Source organism: Phycicoccus sonneratiae (assembly GCF_016887965.1).
In the GTDB taxonomy this organism is placed as follows: Bacteria; Actinomycetota; Actinomycetes; order Actinomycetales; family Dermatophilaceae; genus Phycicoccus; species Phycicoccus sonneratiae.
Window position 1 is genome coordinate 1 of sequence record NZ_JAFDVD010000003.1, and the last position, 16913, is coordinate 16913.

Below are 16913 nucleotides of genomic sequence, written 5' to 3' on the forward strand. Positions count from 1 at the left end.
CCCCGCCCGCCGCCGGCCCCCCCCCCCCCCCCCCCCCCCCCCCCCCCCCCCCCCCCCCCCCCCCCCCCCCCCCCCCCCCCCCCCCCCCCCCCCCCCCCCCCCCCCCCCCCCCCACGACCGTGTCGGCGAGCAGCCGCCCGCGCAGGGTGAGGACGGCGCGCCGGTCGCGGACCGCCGGCACGCCCTCGAGCAGGCCGTCGGCGACGAGGCCGGCGACGGCGCGGCGCCCGGGGTCGTCGAGCACGTCGAGGGCCAGGCCCTCGCGCAGCCGGACCCCGAGGAGCACCTCCTCGTCGTGGCGCTGCTCGTCGGTGAGGACCTCGCGACCGGCGGCCGGCGACTCCCCCGCCGCGAGCCGACCCGCGTACGCCCGCGGGTGCTTGACGTTCCACCACCGCACGCCGCCGACGTGGCCGTGGGCACCCGGCCCGACGCCCCACCACGCGCCGCCGCGCCAGTAGCCCTCGTTGTGCCGGCACCGGCCGGCCGACGTCCGGGACCAGTTGCTCACCTCGTACCAGTCGTAACCGGCCTGCGCGAGAAGGGAGTCCGCCAGCTCGTACTTGTCGGCCTCGTCGTCGCCCTCGGGCTCGGGCAGCTCGCCGCGGCGCACGCGCACCGCCATCCGCGTGCCCTCCTCGACGACGAGGGCGTAGGCCGACACGTGGTCGGGCCCGAGGGCCAGCGCGGCGTCGAGGCTCGTGCGCCAGTCGTCGAGCGTCTCCCCGGGCGTGCCGTAGATGAGGTCGAGGCTGGTCGCGAGCCCGGCGTCCCGGGCTGCCGCCACCGCCGTGCCCACGCGCGCCGGGTCGTGGGTGCGGTCGAGCGTCGCGAGGACGTGCGGCACCGCGCTCTGCATCCCGATGCTCACCCGGGTGAAGCCGCCGGCGGCGAGGGTCCGCAGGCTCTCGGGCGTCACCGAGTCGGGGTTGGCCTCGGTGGTCACCTCGACGTCGTCGGCGAGGCCGAACCGCTCGCGGACGCCGTCGAGCAGCCGGACGAGGTCGGCCGCCGGGAGGAGGGTCGGCGTCCCACCGCCGACGAACACGGTGTCGACGACGGGCGCGGCGTCGCCGAGCACCCGGCGGGCCAGGTCGAGCTCGGCGAGGGCGGTGTCGGCGAAGTCGGCCGTCGACGCGCCCGGGCCGAGCTCGGTCAGGGTGTACGTGTTGAAGTCGCAGTACCCGCAGCGCACCGAGCAGAACGGGACGTGGAGGTAGATCCCGAACGGCCCGTCGCCGAGGCGCGCGAGGGCGGCAGGGGGCAGCTCGCCGGACACGGGGGCGGGCTCGCCGTCGGGCAGTCGGGGCACGCCGCCCATCGTGTCACCCGGCGCAGGTCGCTCCACGGGCCGACCTAGGATGGCGTGGTGCCGGACCGCTGGATCGACCTCGACGGACTCGTCAACATGCGCGACCTCGGCGGACTGCCGACCCTCGACGGAGGCACCACGGTGTCCCGCAGGCTGATCCGCTCGGACAACCTCCAGGACCTCAGCGAGCAGGACGTCGACCGGCTCGTTCGCGAGCTCGGCGTCACCGACGTCGTCGACCTGCGCACCGAGACCGAGCTGCACCTCGACGGCCCCGGGCCGCTGCGGCGCACCACCGACCTCGCGCACCACCACCACTCCCTGCTGCCGCAGCGCGCCCCCGAGAGCGCCGACGAGATCGCCGCCCGCGCGCTGGCCCTGCCGCAGGACGAGCGACCGGTGCGCGACGCCGCCTTCTGGTCCGAGCACTACCTCGGCTACCTCGCGAAGCGCCCTGACTCGGTGGCGGCCGCCCTGCGCGTCGTCGCGGACGCCGCGGGTGCGGCCGTCGTCCACTGCGCCGCGGGCAAGGACCGCACCGGCACGGTCGTGGCGATGGCGCTCGACGTCGCCGGCGTGCCGCGCGAGGAGATCGTCGCCGACTACGCCCTGTCCGCCGAGCGCATCGAGGCGATCATCCGGCGGGTCGCCGGCTCCGACGCCCACGGCCCGTTCCTCAGGGACCAGTCCGTCGCCGACCAGACACCGCGCGCCGAGACGATGGAGGCGATCCTCGATGCCGTGGCCGACGGTTGGGGCGGTGCACCGGGCTGGCTGCGGGCGCAGGGTTGGGCCGAGGAGGACGTCGAGCGGCTGCGCGCCCGCCTCACCCGCCCCTGACCGAGCGGGGACGGCTCAGCGGGAAGGGCGTTCGCTGACGTAGATGGTGATGGTCCCCTCGACGACGACCGTGCCGTCGGTGCGCACGGCCCGCACGCGCACCGGCACGTCCCCCGCGCCCCCGACCTCCCAGTCGGCCGGGTCGGTCTCGGCGACGCACAGCAGGTCGGTCGTCGACCTCGCGAGGTAGGCGACGGTCATGCCCTTGGGGATCCACCGGTGCGTGGCCGGCGTCGTGGCCTCGGCGAGCAGGCCCATCGCCGCCTCGAGCCCGTTGCACACGGCGATGGCGTGCACGGTGCCGATGTGGTTCTGCACGCCCCACCGCTTGGCGACGACGAGCTCGGCGTGGTGCGGCCGCACCTCGCGCACCCGCGGGCGCACGGTGCGGAAGTACGGCGCCTTGAGCGAGAAGAGCAGCGAGAAGGCGCGCCGGCCCCCGGGACGGGCGGAGAGGCGTCGGTAGAGGGCCACGGTGTCGCTCATGCCCGCGATGTTACCCGGCGGTAACCGCTCTCCTCGCCTAGCGTGGCGTCGGTGACCTCTCCCCTGCCCGGCCAGCCCGGCTTCGTCCGCCCGGCCCCCGAGGACCGGCCCCGCTTCGCGCGCCGGGCGGTCCGCGTGCTCCTCCTCGACGAGGACGACCGGGTGCTGCTCCTCGAGGACTCCGACCTCGGGCTCGACCCCGTGCCGCGCTGGTGGAACACCCCGGGTGGCGGGGTGGACCCGGGCGAGAGCGACACCGAGGCGGTCGTGCGCGAGCTGTGGGAGGAGACCGGCCTGCGGGTCACCGAGGCCGACCTCGTCGGTCCGCTCCTCGAGCGGCGGGTCGTCCACGGCTGGAGCGACAAGGTCGTCGATCAGGACGAGGTGTTCTGGGCGGTCCGTGTGCCCGCCTTCGAGGTCGAGACCTCCGGGCACACCGAGGAGGAGCGGCTCACCGTCGTGAGCATCCGGTGGTGGGACCTCGACGCGCTCGAGGCCACCGGAGACCTCGTCTGGCCCGTCGACCTGCGCGCCCTCGCCGACCTCGTGGCCGAGCCGGCGCGGTGGCGCGACGGACCGGTCGCCGCTGGTGAGGTCGAGGAGTCCACCCTCGCCGTCTACCCCCTCATCTGAGGGGTCGGCGACCCTGCACCTGCGGGTCCCGCCACCCCCTCCCCGGCCGCGACACTCGACGCACCCGCGGCACCCGGTCGCGCCCTGACCCGAGGACCGTCGATGCGCCTGGTCCGGCTGTTCGGCACGACCACCGTCGTCGTGGCGGGCACGACGCTGCTCGCGGGCGACGCGCTCGGCGACGAGCGCAGCCGACGCCTCCTCGCCCGCCTGGCCGTCGCGACGCCCGCGCCTCTCCCCCTCGAGCGGCTCGAGCGTGACCTCGGCACCCCGCTCCAGCTGCGACGGGACGCCGCGCGGCTCGCCCACGCCCTCGGCGACCCCGGGCTCGTCGTCGAGCAGGCCGACGGCTGGCTGCTGCGCCCCGGCTGGGGCCGCGTCGACCTCGACGTGGCGCACGCCCTCTTCGCACGGGCCGCCGCGGCTCCCCCGACGACCGCCCTCGCGCTCGTCCTGCGGGCCCTGCGCAGCTGTTGCACCGCGACCCTCCTCGCGTCCGAGGACGGCGCGGCGCCGTGGGTCCGGGAGGCCCGGGCCCGCCACGACCGCGTGCTGCGCGACGCCCTCGTCCGGGGCGCCGCGGCCGCTCGCGTCCTCCACGACGACGAGCTGGCGGACGAGCTGCTCGGCCGGGTCGTCGGCGCCACGCCGGTGGAGTCCCCCGGCCGCTGAGGCACCCGGTGCCCCCGGCCCGCCGCCGTGGGCCACAGGCTTTCCCCAAGGTCCCGCTGGGTCAATGGCCGTGTCCATGGCGACCCGCGGACCCGAGGAGCACGGCCATGACCACGATCACCTTCCACCCCGACCGGCCGTCCACGGCGTCCTACCGGGGGGTGACCGTCGCCCTCGTGGCGCTCCTCGCCGTGGTGCTCGGCCTCGTCGCGATGCCGCTCTCCGGCGCCGCGGCGGCCAGCGGCCAGCCGGCCGTCTCGTCGGCCGTCGACCCCGCGAACGGCTTCCCGCTGTGGTTCGAGGACGGGGGCGGCACCCGCCTGTCGCCGTGCCTCGACCCGACGGACGCCAACTGCGTGGTGCTCGGCGACGCGACCTACGACCCGGCCCGCCCGCAGGTCTTCCCGACCAACTTCCCCTCGGAGTTCTTCTACCTCGTGGCCGAGTCGACGAAGATCCCGACGGCCGGGTGCTCGGGCACCAAGCGCGGCACCACGTCGGTGCGGATGGCCCTGGAGGGGGCCTTCGCCAACGGCAACCCGGTGCCGGGCCAGCAGATGGTCTTCGGGCGGATCCGGCTGACCGTCACGAGCGGCCTGTGTGCCTCCTCGACGTACACCGCCACGACGCCCTTCGGGCAGATCTCGTTCCAGACCGACTCCGCCGGCGCGCTCGCCCGCAACCAGGGCACCACCGACATCGGATGCGCGCCGGTCGCACCGGCGACCTGTGACTGGCGGCTCGCGCTCTCGAGCCCGGTCGCCCGCAGCTTCCTCCGGTGGGACCCCGCGGTCGCCCCCTCGGCCCCGGTCGGCTACCTCGGCGACGCCGTGACGGCCCACCGCATCACCGGTGCCACGTACACCGCGCCGGGTGAGGCGACGCCGGCCAACTACTTCCGGGTCGCCGGTCCGAAGCTGGCCACCCCGCTGAGCACCACCCTCTTCACCGTGGCCGGCAAGGTCGCGGGAGCGCTCACCGCCTCCCCGTCGGCCGTCACGCTCGGCGCGGTCGAGGTCGGCCAGAGCGCCCCCGCCAAGGACGTCGTCCTCACCAACGTCGCCACCGGCACGACGACGCCCGGAGCGGTGTCGGTCACCGGCCCGGCGGCCGGCGACTTCACCGTCACCCAGAACGGCTGCACCGCAGTGCCGTTGGCGCGCGACGCCACCTGCACCGTGCAGGTCCGCTTCTCCCCCACCGCGGTCGGTGCGCGCGGCGCCACCTTGTCGGTGGCCCACGACGGGCTGCGCACCCCGGTGTCCGTGCCGCTGAACGGCGAGGGCACCGCGCCGCACCAGGTGCCCCGCGCGAGCGCGTCCGCGACCTCGATCGCCTTCGGGCCGGAGCGGCTGCGCGTCCCGAGCGACGCCCGTACCGTCACGGTGACCAACACCGGTACCGCCCCGCTGACGCTCGGCACGGCGTCGCTCACGGGCTCCTCGCCGCGGGACTTCGAGAAGAGCTTCGACACCTGCTCGAACGCCGTCGTCGCCGTGGGCGCCACGTGCCGCGTCGACATCGGTTTCCTCCCGCAGGCCGTCGGCGACACCAGTGCCGTCCTCCTCATGCCCTCCGACGACCCCAGCAGCCCGCTCGAGGTGGCCCTGTCCGGCACCGGCTTCGGTGGCGTCGCCGGCGTCTCGCCGACGACCAACCCCTCCACCGGCTTCCCCGTCTGGTACCAGGACGAGCGTGGTGTGCGCCTGGGCGAGTGCATCGACCCGGCGGACCCGAACTGCATCGTGCTCGCCGGCGGCAACTACCCCGGCACCGGTCCGGTGACCTTCCCGGACACCTTCCCGGACGAGTACTTCTACACCGTCGTCGACAGCGACATCATCACCACCCCCGGCTGCGGCTCCAGCCCGCCCGGCAAGATGATGGTGCGGATGGCCCTCGAGGCCGCGTTCGTCAACGGCGACCCCGTCGCCGGTGAGCAGATGACCTTCGGGCGCCTGCGCGTCAACGCCACGAGCGGCCTCTGCGCCGGCCAGGAGTACACGGTCGTGCACCCGTACGGCACGTACACCTTCACCGCCGACGACGCCGGCGGCCTCAAGCGCTCGCCGGGCACGAGCGACGTCGGCTGCCTCGCCGCGACGCCCGAGGCCCCCTGCGCCTGGGAGCAGGCCATCGCGAGCCCCGTGCTCGGCGGCTTCCTCCGCTGGGACCCGGCGGTGGCCCCGGCCGCACCGGCGGGCTACCTCGGTGACGCCACGACGCTCCACAAGGTCACCGGCTCCTCGTACGTGCCCGCCGGCCAGAACGCCCCGGCGAACTACGTCAGGCTCCAGCGCGGCGGTGCCACCATCGCGCAGACCGACCTGTTCACCGTCATGGGCAAGCTGGCCGGGCCGCTCGTGGCCCACCCCGGCACCACCGACTTCGGACGCGTCGCCGAGGGCGACTCCGGCCCGGGCCGGGTGACCCTGCGCAACGAGGGCCTCGAGCCGCTCACCGTCACCGGGCTCTCGCTCCGGGGTGCGGACGTGGCCGACTTCGCCCTCGACGCCGGGTCCGACGCCTGCACCGGCACCACCCTGGCGCCGAACGCCGAGTGCCACGCCGACCTCACCTTCACCCCGTCCGCGGTCGGTGACCGGACGGCGGCCCTCCGGGTGCGCCACACCGGCCTCAACGACCCGCTCGACGTGCCGCTCACCGGCGTGGGCTCCGCGGCCCAGGGCAAGGCGGCGCTGTCCGCCTCCGGTGCCGTGACCTTCGAGCAGCGCCACGTCGGCCGTCCGGCGGCCACCCAGGTCGTCACCGTGTCCAACCGTGGCGGCTCGGCCCCGCTGGCGCTCAAGGCACCGGCGCTCGTCGGCGGCGACGGCGGCGACTTCTCGGTCGTCGGGACGACCTGCGACGCCCCCGTCGACGTCGACGGGACCTGCACGGTGACCGTCGGGTTCACCCCGTCCGCGCCCGGCGCCCGCAGCACCACGCTGCGGCTCTCCGACCCGGCGGCCCGCCCGGCGAGCCTCGACGTCGCGCTCTCCGGACGCGGCTCGACCTCCGACCCGGCCGTCTCGCCGCGGACCCGGACCGACGGCTTCCCGGCCTGGTACCAGGACGGCGACGGCCTGCGCGTCGACCTCTGCGACGACCCGACCGACCCCGGCTGCATCGTCCTCGGCGGTGACGGCTACGACCCGACCCAGCCGATCAGCTTCCCGGACAACTACCCGCCGGAGCTGTTCTACGCGATCGCCGACAGCGAGCCGATGGCGACCGCCGGCTGCGAGGGCGTCGCCCCCGGCACCGCGGCGCTGCGGGTGGCCCTCGAGGCCGCGTTCACCGGAGCCGGTGTCGAGCCGGGCCAGCAGATCGTCTTCGGGCGGGTGCGCTTCAACGCCACGGGCCTGTGCCCGGACACGGACTACACGGTGACCACTCCGTACGGTCCGCTCGACGTGCACAGCAGCGCCACCGGCACCGTGGCCCGCAACGCCGCGACGAGCGACATCGGCTGCGGAGCGGCTCCGTGCGACGTCTCCGAGGCGCTCGCGGCCCCGATCCTCTCGAGCTTCCTGCGCTGGGCACCGGGTGTGGGTCGGGTGGCCCCGGCCGGACACCTCGGCGACGCCGTGACGCTCCACGAGGTCGTCGGCGGGACCGCCGTCGAGGGCGGCGTGCCGGTCAACCACGTCGCGGTCACGGGACCCGAGGGCGAGGTCGCCCGCACGGACCTGTTCACGGTCTCGGGGCGGCTGGCCACCGGCCTCGCGGGCGACACGACGCTGGCCTTCGGCGACCACGACCTCGGGACGAGCACGACGCGCACGGCGACGCTGCAGAACCTCGGGACGGGCGGCCTCGCGCTCGGGACCGTCCGGGTGACCGGACCGCAGGCCGCGGCCTACGTCCTCGGCGCCGGCACCTGCGCGGCCACCACGCTCGCGGGCGACGGCAGCTGCACCCAGGACGTCTCCTTCCGTCCGACGGTCGCCGGTGACGCCCTCGCCACCCTCGAGGTCCTCGCGGACGACGGGCGCGTGCTCAGCAGCACCGCGCTCACCGGCCACGGCATCGCTCCCCCGACGCCGCCGCGAGCCACCCCCTCCGCGACGAGCCTGGCCTTCTCCGCCCAGCGGGTGACGACCACCTCGGCCGACCAGGTGCTCTCGGTCCGGAACACCGGCGGCGCCCCGCTCACCGTCACGGCGGCCGCGCTCACCGGGACCGCGGCGCGCGACTACGCGACCACCGTCGGCGCGGACTGCGTCGACGTGGCGGCCGGGGCCTCGTGCTCGGTGCGGGTCCGGTTCTCCCCCACCGCGGCCGGTACGCGGACGGCGACCCTCACCATCCGCAGCAACGACCCCGGGGCCGGCCCGACGGTGGCGCTGACCGGCACCGGGACCAGCTCGGTCCTCACGCCGAAGTCGACCTCGGTCACCCTCGGCACGGTCAAGGTCGGACGGGCGGCGACGAGCACCCAGACGATCACGAACACCGGGACGGCCCCGCTGAACATCACCCGGGCCACGTCGACGAGCGCCGCGTACACGGTGGCCCTCGGGACGTGCGCCGTGGCGGTGCCTGCGGGCCGGAACTGCTCGCTGACGATCACGCTGAACGCGCAGGCCGTGCCCGCGACCTACGCGACGGCGATCGGCTTCGTGAGCGACGCGACGAACCAGGCGACCATCGCGGTCACCGCCGTCGTCCGCTGACCGACGGGGCGCGGTACCCCACAAACGTGGGGTACCGGGCCCCGTCGTCTGCGTCTGCCGGGTCGCGCCGGCGCCGCACACACTGGGTGCAGTACGTGGTCGCAGGGGACCGCGTCCGGAGCCGCAGGGGGTTCCACCATGCACAGGATCATGTTGTTCGGCACGACGACCGTCACCGTCGACGGTCGCGAGGTCAGCGGACCGGCCCTCGGCGGGGTCAAGCCCCGTCAGGTGCTCGAGCTGCTCGCGCTCGCCGACGGGGCACCGGTCACCAAGGACCGCCTCGTCGAGATGGTGTGGGGTGACGGCGCGCCCGCGTCGGCCGTCCCCACGCTGGAGAGCTACGTGTGCGTCGTCCGGCGCGCCATCGGCGGCGTGGCCGGCGGCCGCGACTCGGTCGTCCTCACGACGTCGGCCGGCTACCGCCTCGACACCACGCGCGTCGTCGTCGACCGCACCGAGTGTCTCCAGCGGCTCGCCCGGTCGGCCTCCGCCCCGGTGGCCGAGGCCGTGCGGTCGGTGCGGGAGGCCCTCACGACGGCGCAGGCACCGCTCCTCGCGTCCGAGACCCGCGCCGCGTGGGCGGACCGGGAACGGGACGCGATGAGCGCGCACCTCGCCGAGGCGTGCGCCGACGTCGCCGCCCGCGCGCTCGACGCCCAGGACGTCGACGCCGCCGTCGAGCTCTCGCGACGGGCGGTCGAGCTCGCCCCGTTCGACGAGCGCGCGGCCACCGTGCGGATCGCGGCCCTCGAGGCTGCGGGCCGCCGGGCGGAGGCCCTGCGCTGCTACCTCGACCTGCGGCGCCGCCTCGTCGACGAGCTCGGGGTCGAGCCCGGGGCCGAGGCCCGGGCGCGCTACCTCCGCCTGCTCACCGGGCCCGCGGAGCAGGCGTGGGAGGCGCCGTCGCGCACCGAGCTGGCCGCGCTGCTCGAGCTCCTCCGCGACACGCTGGGCCGGGTCCCGGGCCTGGACACCGTCCCGGTCGAGCGGGCCCTCGGACGGGTCGCCTCGCATGCCCTGGCCCTCCTGTGACATCGTCCGTCCGGCCAGCACCGGCCGGAAAACTGCAGACAGCGCGACGGCCAGCGGTCACACTGTTCGCGTGAGCGACAGGGGGCCCACGGACGGGCTGTCGGGGGCGGCCGCCCCGGGGACCCGCCGTGTCCTCGTGGTCGACGACCACCGCACGTTCACCGACCTCCTCGGACGCGCGATCGCCGCCGAGGCCGACCTCGAGTGGCTCGGGGCCGCGCACACGGTCGAGGACGCGGTCGCCCGCACCCGGGCGCTGCGGCCGGACGCGGTCGTCATGGACGTCCAGGTCGGGGACGGCGACGGCCTCGAGGCCACGACCGCGCTGCTGGCCCTCTTCCCGGACCTGCGGGTCGTCGTGCTCACCGCGTTCGCCACGCAGTCGCTGCTCCAGCGCGCGATGGACGCCGGCGCCAGCGCCCTCCTCCCCAAGGACGGCACCCTCGAGGACCTGCTCGACGCCCTGCGCGACACCACGGGCGAAGGGTTCCGGGTCCACCCGGCGCTCCTGCGGCGGCTCCTCGAGCTGCAGGGCGGCGCCGCGCGCCCCGAGGAGACCGTGCGCCTCACGGCCCGCGAGGACGAGGTGCTCCACCTGCTCGCCGAAGGCCTCGACCCCGGCTCGATCGCCCGCCGGCTGGGGATCTCGCGGCACACCTCCCGCGGCTACGTCGCAGCGCTCCTGACCAAGCTCGACGCCCACTCCCAGCTCGAGGCCGTGGCCGTCGCCCGGCGGCGGGGGTTGCTCCGTGAGCGCGGCTGAGCCGGGGACCACCGCGTCCCGGTCCAACCGGGTCATCGTCCGCACCGCGGTCCGCCGCTTCGTCGTCCTGAGCGTCGTGACGCTCCTCGTCCTCGCCGTCGGGGCCCTGCTCGTCTGCCGACGCATCGCCCAGGACTCCGCCCTCGCGGAGGCGCGCCTGCGCGGCGCCACCCTCGCGGGGACCGTCGCCGCGCCGCTCGTCGACGAACGGGTCAGGGAGCAGGACCCCGAGGCGATGGCCAGCCTCGGCGCGGTCCTGCTGCGGAGCATGGAGGTCGGGTCGATCAGCCACGTCAAGCTGTGGACGCCCGAGGGGCGCATCCTGTGGTCCGACGAGACCGAGCTCATCGGCCGCACCTTCGACCTCGAGCCCGTCGTCGACGGTCTCGTCGGCAGCACCCGCACCGTCGCCGAGCTCTCCTCGCTCGACAAGGCCGAGAACGCCTCGGAGCGCAGCGAGAAGGAGCTCCTCGAGGTCTACGCCGGGGCGCGGGACGCCGACGGCAAGGACCTCGTCTTCGAGGCCTACTACTCCACCGGCGAGATGCGGGCGCGCGAGCACGAGATCCTCACGGCGATCCTGCCGGTGGCCCTCGGCGGCCTCCTGCTGTTCCAGGTGGCCGTCATGCCGCTCGCGATCTCGCTCGCGCGGCGCGTCGAACGCGGTGAGCTGCAACGCATCCGGCTGCTGCGCCAGACGGTCCTCACCACCCACCGCGAGCGCCTCCGCATCGCCCGCGACCTCCACGACGGTGTCGTGCAGGACCTCGCGGGCCTCCGGTACGCGCTCCCGGTGGTCGCGGCGCACGTGTCCGACGCCCCGGAGGCCGCGCCGGCCCGCGACACCCTCGAGCAGGCCCGCGAGATCCTCGGCCGCGACGTCGAGGCGCTGCGCTCGCTGCTCGTCGACATCCATCCTCCGGGGCTGGAGGGCACCGCGTTCCGCGACGCCGTGGAGGACCTCGCCGAACGCACCCGGCGGGCCGGCCCCGAGGTCTACGTGACGATGCCCGACCGCTCGGCGTGGTCGATCGACGTCGCGCGCGTCTGCTACCGGGTCGTCCAGGAGGCGCTGCGCAACGTCGCCACCCACGCCCAGGCCCAGAACGCCTGGGTCGACGTCGCCGGCGTCGAGCGGCAGGTGCGCGTCAGCGTCGCCGACGACGGGCGCGGCATGCCCCCGGGCGACCCCGACGACGGCCACGTCGGGCTGCGCCTGCTCGCCGACCACCTCGAGGACCTCGGGGGGTCGCTGGAGGTGGCTCGGCGGCCGGGCGGCGGTACGCTGCTGACCGCCCTCGTCCCCGCCGACCTGCCGGCCGGCACCTGAGGCCACAGGGTTTTCCCAACCGCCGTCCCGCAGGCTCGGCCCCGTCAGACCGTCCCCCACCCCTGTCCCGGGAGGACCGATGATCCGGATGCTCCTCGCCGACGACCACGAGGGCATCCGGCTGGGCGTCCGCGCACTCGTCGACGCCGAGCCGGACCTCGAGCTCGTCGGCATGGCGACGACGGGCGAGGACGCCGTGCAGCTCGCCGGCACCGAGGACCCCGACGTCGTCCTCATCGACCTCTCGATGCCGGGCCGTGGCGGCCTCTGGGCGCTCGCCGAGATCCGCCGGGCCCGACCGTGGACCCGTCTCGTCGTCCTCACGAGCGACGGCCGGGCCGCCACCCTGCGCGCCGCCGTCGCCGCCGGCGCCGACCGGTGCGTCCGCAAGGACGAGGAGGTCGAGGAGCTGCTGCTCGCCGTCCGGGGGGCAGCTCCGACCCCAAGGTGACCCCAAGGCCCCTCGGCCATCCTCGACGTGGGGCCGGCCGGCCTCCACCAGGAATCGTGGCAAGGCAGGGGACGATCCATGGGAATCTCTCGTCGTGATGCACTGAAGCTCGGCGTCGTGGGCGGGGCGTTCGCCGCCCTCCCGCTCGAACGGACGGCCTTCGCCGGCACCGTCGTCAACCGGATGGCCGCGAGCAAGATGGTCAAGCCGTTCACGCTCCCGTTCGTCGTGCCGCCGGTGCTCAGCCCGTCCGGGACGCAGGCGGTCGCGTGCTCGGACGGGCAGATGCGCGAGTACGACCGGTACGACGTCAGCCAGACCTTCTCGGTGGCGACGATCATGCCGGGGTACAAGACCCCGTTCTTCGGCTACAACGGCGTCACACCCGGCCCGACGATCGTCAACCGCCGGGGGCGCCCCGTCGTCGTGCACCAGACCAACCTGCTCCACCGGCCACCGGCGAGCGCCCCGAACGCGGCGGTGCCGTCGAAGTACTCCAGCGACCCGCTCGACCGCTGGACCTCGACGCACCTCCACGGGTCGGCCTCGCTCCCGCAGTACGACGGCTACGCGTCCGACGTGACGCTGCCGGGTCGGACGAAGCGGTACGTCTACCCGAACTGCCAGGAGGCCCGCACGCTCTGGTACCACGACCACGGCGTGCACCACACCTCGCAGAACGCGTACAACGGCCTCGCCGGGATGTACGTCCTCCACGACGACGTCGAGCTGTCGCTCGGCATCCCGCAGGGGCCCTACGACGTCCCGATGGTCGTCAAGGACGTCATGCTCGACACCAAGGGCGGGCTGATCTACGAGGACAACAGCGAGTCGGGGGCGTTCGGCGACATCGTCCTCGTCAACGGCGTGCCCTGGCCGGCGATGCCGGTCGAGCCGCGCAAGTACCGCTTCCGCATCCTCAACGCCTCCGTGTCCCGCTCCTACGAGTGGCAGCTGCACGACGGCAAGAGCGCCGTGCCGATGACGGTCATCGGCACCGACGCCGGGCTGGTGCCCCAGCCCCAGGTCGTCTCCTCGCTGCGGCACGGCATGGCCGAGCGCTACGAGGTCGTCATCGACTTCGCGCCCTACGCCCAGAAGCCCGGGAAGGCCGCGGCGAAGCTGACGCTGAAGAACCTCGGCCCGAAGAACAACGTCGCCGAGGCCACGGCGCTCTACGCGATGCAGTTCGTCGTCGGCCCGGAGTCCTCGGTACAGAGCACCGAGAACAACTCGATCCCCACCCTGTGGAACTCGGCGGTCGCGCCGCAGGAGTGCATGACCTGGACCGAGGCCGGGCTGCTCGCGCAGGGTGTGACGCAGCGCCGGTTCGCCTTCGTCCGGACCAACGGTCACTGGACGATCAACGGCGAGACGTGGCAGGACGTCGTCGACAGCGACTACACGCACTGCATGGCCGAGCCGGACCAGGGTGCGGTCGAGATCTGGGAGCTCGCGAACACCTCCGGCGGGTGGTTCCACCCGGTGCACATCCACCTCGTCGACTTCCAGGTGCTCTCGCGCAACGGCAAGGCGAGCCTCGTGCGCCCGCACGAGAAGGGCGGCAAGGACGTCGTGTACGTCGGGGAGAACGAGACGGTGAAGGTGGCCATGCGCTTCTCCGGCCCCTCCGCCGGCGAGGGATGGCAGGTGCCCAAGGGTCGCTACATGATGCACTGCCACAACCTGGTCCACGAGGACCACGACATGATGATGCAGTTCAGCGTCGGCGACCCGGACCACGACCCCGAGTGCGACCCGATCACCGGCGACCCGGCGTGGTGACGACGGTGGTCGCCGCTCCGGCCACCCGGCCCTCGGCGGCCGGCTCGCCGGCCCGGCGCCGGCTGCGTGCCGTCGACCTCGCCCTGGTCGCGCTGCTCGTCATCCTCGCGGGCCGGCTGGCCCTCGAGCCGGTGCGCGTCCCGACCGCGAGCATGGAGCCGACCCTGCACGCCGGCTCGCACGTCCTCGTCGACCACGTCGGGCCCCTCGTGCGCGGCTACCACCGCGGCGACGTCGTCCTGCTGGAGGCACCCGACGGCAGCGGCCTGCTCGTCAAGCGGGTCGCCGCGCTCGCCGGCGAGGAGGTCGCGGTGCTCGACGGTGTCCTCACCGTCGACGGCGTGCCGGTCGACGAGCCGTGGGTGGACCCCGGTGACGTCGACTCGGTCTACGCCGAGCTGGGGCGCGTGCCCTCCGGCCACGTCGTCGTCCTCGCGGACCACCGACCCGACGCGCGTGACTCGCGCTCCTTCGGACCGGTCGCCGTCGACGCCCTCCACGGGCGCGTCGTCGCGACCGTGTGGCCGCTCGGTGCCGTCGGGGGCCTCCCGTGAGCGCCGCGCACCGGCCGGTGTGGCTGCTGCGCGTCGCGGCCCTCCTCGCGCTGCTCGTCGCCCTCGGCGGGCTCGCCGCGGCCCCGGCCGACGCCCACACCGGGCTCCTCGGCAGCACACCAGGCGACGGCAGCACGGTCCGCCGGGCTCCCACGTCCCTCGTCCTCCGGTTCGCCGACCCCGTGGTCCCCGGGACGGCCGTGGGCTCCCTCACCGGCCCCGAGGGCCCCATCCCCCTGCGGGAGCCCACGGTCCGGGGGGCCACGGTGCGGATGCGTCTCGCCGCTCAGGCCCCCGCCGGTCGCTACACGCTCACCTGGCGGGTGGTCGCCGAGGACGGGCACCCCGTGTCCGGCACGCTGTCCTTCCGCGTCACGCCCGTCACCGCGCCCGTGAGCTCCGCGAAGCCGTCCGCCGCGTCGCCCTCGCCGTCGCTGTCGCCGACCCACAGCCCCGCGGTGGCCGTCGGCCCGTCGTCGCCCCCGGGCGAGGACGCCCTGGCGGTCGTCGAGGCCGCGGACGCCTCCCGCAGCGCCGCCGGAGGCTCGGCACCGACGACGGGAGGGCCGGTGCTCGCGTGGAGCCTCGTCACCGGCCTGCTCCTCCTCGGGGCCGGCGGGCCGGCCGTGCTCGTGCGCCGACGCCGACGGGCCGCACCGGTGGAGCCGTCGTGAGCGTCCCGGGCCTGCCGCTGTCGACCGTGGCGCCGGGCCGCGTCGTCGTCGCGGCCGCCGCCCTCGGTGCCGCCGTCGCCCTCGTCGTCCTCACCGTCACGGCGCCGGCGGCCGGTCCGGCGACCGCCCTCCCCGACGCCGGACCCGCCGTGGCCCTCCTCTCGAGCGGAGCGCGGCTCGCGGGACGCGTCTGCGCGGTCGTCGCCGTCGGGGGTCTGCTCCTGCCGGCCTGGCTGCTGGGAGAGGTCCGGGCACCGGCCCGGGTGCTCCGCACGGTGCGGGTCGCGGCGTGGGCGTGGGTGGTCGCCTCGGCGGTCGGGATGGTCGCGACGGCGGCCGAGGCCCTGGCCGTCCCGCTGCCGGGCGCCCTCGCGTCGGCGCGGGTGTGGGCCTTCGTCCCCACCCTCGAGACCGGCCGGGCGCTCATGGTCACCGCCGTGCTCGCGGCCTTCGTCGGTGGCGGCACCCTCCTCGTCCGCACCTCCGGCGAGGCCCTCGCCCTGCTCGCCCTCGCCCTGCTCGCGGTGCTGCCCACCTCGTTGACGGGCCACGTCGCGACCTCGGAGCTGCACGTCCCGGTCACCGTCGGCACGGCGGTCCACGTCGTCGGGGCGCTCCTGTGGGTCGGCGGGCTCGTCGGGCTCGGCCTCCTGGGGCGTGGCCCGTCGCTCGCCGACGCCGTCGGCCGGTTCTCCGGGCTCGCACTCGTCGCCGTCTCGCTCGTCACGGTGAGCGGGCTGCTCTCGGCGTGGTGGCGGCTCGGCCCGGTCGGTGACGCCTGGCGGACCTCCTACGGCGTCCTCGTCCTCACGAAGGTCGCGCTCCTCGCGGTCCTCCTGGCGCTCGGGGCGGCCCACCGGCGATGGAGCCTGCCCGCGCTGCGTCGCGGCTCGACGCGGGTGTGGTGGCGGCTCGCGGCGGCGGAGACCGCCGTCATGGGCCTCGCGCTCGGGGCGGCCGTGGCCCTCGGCCGGGCGCCGACCCCCACCCGTCCCGACGTCGTCGCGCTCCCGCACGGTGGGGTCACCACCGTCGACCGCGCCCTGCCGGAACCGACCGCCTGGCGCCTCGTCGTCGAGCCGCGCGGGTCGGCGACCGGGGTGGTGGCGGTCGCGCTCCTCGTCCTACTCGTCGGCCTCGCCGCGAGCCGCCCCGGTCTGGCGCCACGCGCCGTGTGGCGGGGGCTCGCGTACGGTCTCGGTGCCGCGGCCGTCCTCGGCTGGCTCCTCCTCGGCGGTCCGGGCGCCTACGCGAGCGCGCTCCTCGTCGTGCACGGCCTGCGGCTCGTCGCGGCGGCGCTCCTCGTCCCGCCGCTGCTCGTCCTCGCGGCCCAGCACCTGCTCCCGGCGGTCCCCGTGGACCGCCGGGCGAGCCCGGTCGACGCCGCCCTCCCGGTCGTCGTGCTCGTCGGGGTCGTGCTCGGCAGCCCGCTGCTCGGGGTGTCGCTCGCGCGCGAGTCGGTCGGCACGGCCCTCGTCGCGGGTGCGGTGCTCGCCGGCCTCCCGGCGGCGCTCCTGGCGACCCGGACCGACCGGCGCCAGGCCGCGCTGGTGCTCGTCGGGGTGGGGCTGCTCGTCCTGCTCGCCCTGACGGCCCGACCGGACGCCTTCGCGGCCCAGTGGTTCGCCGACCTCCCCCTCGACTGGGCGGACCCGCTGCGCGGCACCGGGATCGGCGAGCGCGGAGAGTGAGGCGCCTG

The 16913-nt window shown here is 75.6% G+C and carries 14 protein-coding genes; 12 read left to right on the top strand and 2 right to left on the bottom strand.

The window, feature by feature from the left end; all coding sequences use genetic code 11:
- Positions 1-1321 (bottom strand): radical SAM family heme chaperone HemW (gene hemW / locus JQN70_RS00770; protein WP_204129768.1); only part of this gene is annotated, 1321 nt, incomplete at its 3' end.
- Positions 1322-1369: 48 nt separating this feature from the next.
- Here hemW and JQN70_RS00775 point away from each other — a divergent pair.
- Positions 1370-2152, top strand: coding sequence for a tyrosine-protein phosphatase (locus JQN70_RS00775; RefSeq protein WP_307835736.1), 783 nt, complete (start codon positions 1370-1372; stop codon positions 2150-2152).
- A gap of 15 nt (positions 2153-2167) precedes the next feature.
- Here JQN70_RS00775 and JQN70_RS00780 read toward each other — a convergent pair whose 3' ends face one another.
- A complete protein-coding gene (locus JQN70_RS00780; protein ID WP_204129415.1) occupies positions 2168-2638 on the bottom strand; it encodes a hotdog fold domain-containing protein in 471 nt (156 codons plus the stop codon).
- Between the two features lie 51 nt (positions 2639-2689).
- Here JQN70_RS00780 and JQN70_RS00785 point away from each other — a divergent pair, with 51 nt between their 5' ends.
- From JQN70_RS00785 to JQN70_RS00835, 11 genes are all read left to right on the top strand, one after another.
- Positions 2690-3271: an NUDIX hydrolase gene (locus JQN70_RS00785; RefSeq protein WP_307835737.1), complete on the top strand. Its 582-nt coding sequence runs from the start codon at positions 2690-2692 to the stop codon at positions 3269-3271.
- Between the two features lie 102 nt (positions 3272-3373).
- Complete coding sequence (locus JQN70_RS00790; protein WP_204129416.1) at positions 3374-3943, top strand: hypothetical protein; 570 nt, start codon at positions 3374-3376, stop codon at positions 3941-3943.
- A 107-nt stretch (positions 3944-4050) separates the two neighbouring features.
- Positions 4051-8622: a choice-of-anchor D domain-containing protein gene (locus tag JQN70_RS00795; protein WP_204129417.1), complete on the top strand. Its 4572-nt coding sequence runs from the start codon at positions 4051-4053 to the stop codon at positions 8620-8622.
- A gap of 138 nt (positions 8623-8760) precedes the next feature.
- Positions 8761-9657 carry an AfsR/SARP family transcriptional regulator gene (locus tag JQN70_RS00800; RefSeq protein ID WP_204129418.1) on the top strand — a complete coding sequence of 299 codons (897 nt, stop codon included), beginning with the start codon at positions 8761-8763 and terminating at the stop codon, positions 9655-9657.
- Positions 9658-9727: 70 nt separating this feature from the next.
- Positions 9728-10420, top strand: a complete 693-nt coding sequence (locus JQN70_RS00805) for a response regulator transcription factor (RefSeq protein WP_204129419.1) — start codon at positions 9728-9730, stop codon at positions 10418-10420.
- Complete coding sequence (locus JQN70_RS20740; RefSeq protein ID WP_204129420.1) at positions 10407-11750, top strand: sensor histidine kinase; 1344 nt, start codon at positions 10407-10409, stop codon at positions 11748-11750. Before JQN70_RS00805 ends, JQN70_RS20740 begins: the two co-directional genes overlap by 14 nt.
- A gap of 79 nt (positions 11751-11829) precedes the next feature.
- The gene (locus JQN70_RS00815; protein WP_204129421.1) at positions 11830-12201 is read left to right on the top strand and encodes a response regulator; all 372 of its coding nucleotides are present in this window, start codon (positions 11830-11832) and stop codon (positions 12199-12201) included.
- 78 nt (positions 12202-12279) lie between these two features.
- Positions 12280-13986, top strand: coding sequence for a multicopper oxidase family protein (locus JQN70_RS00820; RefSeq protein WP_204129422.1), 1707 nt, complete (start codon positions 12280-12282; stop codon positions 13984-13986).
- A complete protein-coding gene (gene lepB / locus JQN70_RS00825) occupies positions 13980-14540 on the top strand; it encodes a signal peptidase I (protein WP_204129423.1) in 561 nt (186 codons plus the stop codon). The genes JQN70_RS00820 and lepB overlap by 7 nt, the downstream gene beginning before the upstream one ends.
- Complete coding sequence (locus JQN70_RS00830; RefSeq protein WP_204129424.1) at positions 14537-15214, top strand: copper resistance CopC family protein; 678 nt, start codon at positions 14537-14539, stop codon at positions 15212-15214. The genes lepB and JQN70_RS00830 overlap by 4 nt, the downstream gene beginning before the upstream one ends.
- Positions 15211-16905, top strand: coding sequence for a copper resistance D family protein (locus JQN70_RS00835; RefSeq protein WP_204129425.1), 1695 nt, complete (start codon positions 15211-15213; stop codon positions 16903-16905). The genes JQN70_RS00830 and JQN70_RS00835 overlap by 4 nt, the downstream gene beginning before the upstream one ends.
- The last annotated feature ends 8 nt before the right edge of the window (positions 16906-16913 follow it).

What these genes read in the sequence shown, in the direction of transcription:
- JQN70_RS00790 (WP_204129416.1), top strand. Translation starts at nt 3,374, where the DNA reads ATGCGCCTGGTCCGGCTGTTCGGCACGACCACCGTCGTCGTGGCGGGC.
- JQN70_RS00780 (WP_204129415.1), bottom strand. Translation starts at nt 2,638, where the DNA reads ATGAGCGACACCGTGGCCCTCTACCGACGCCTCTCCGCCCGTCCCGGG.
- JQN70_RS00815 (WP_204129421.1), top strand. Translation starts at nt 11,830, where the DNA reads ATGATCCGGATGCTCCTCGCCGACGACCACGAGGGCATCCGGCTGGGC.
- JQN70_RS00800 (WP_204129418.1), top strand. Translation starts at nt 8,761, where the DNA reads ATGCACAGGATCATGTTGTTCGGCACGACGACCGTCACCGTCGACGGT.
- JQN70_RS00795 (WP_204129417.1), top strand. Translation starts at nt 4,051, where the DNA reads ATGACCACGATCACCTTCCACCCCGACCGGCCGTCCACGGCGTCCTAC.
- JQN70_RS00820 (WP_204129422.1), top strand. Translation starts at nt 12,280, where the DNA reads ATGGGAATCTCTCGTCGTGATGCACTGAAGCTCGGCGTCGTGGGCGGG.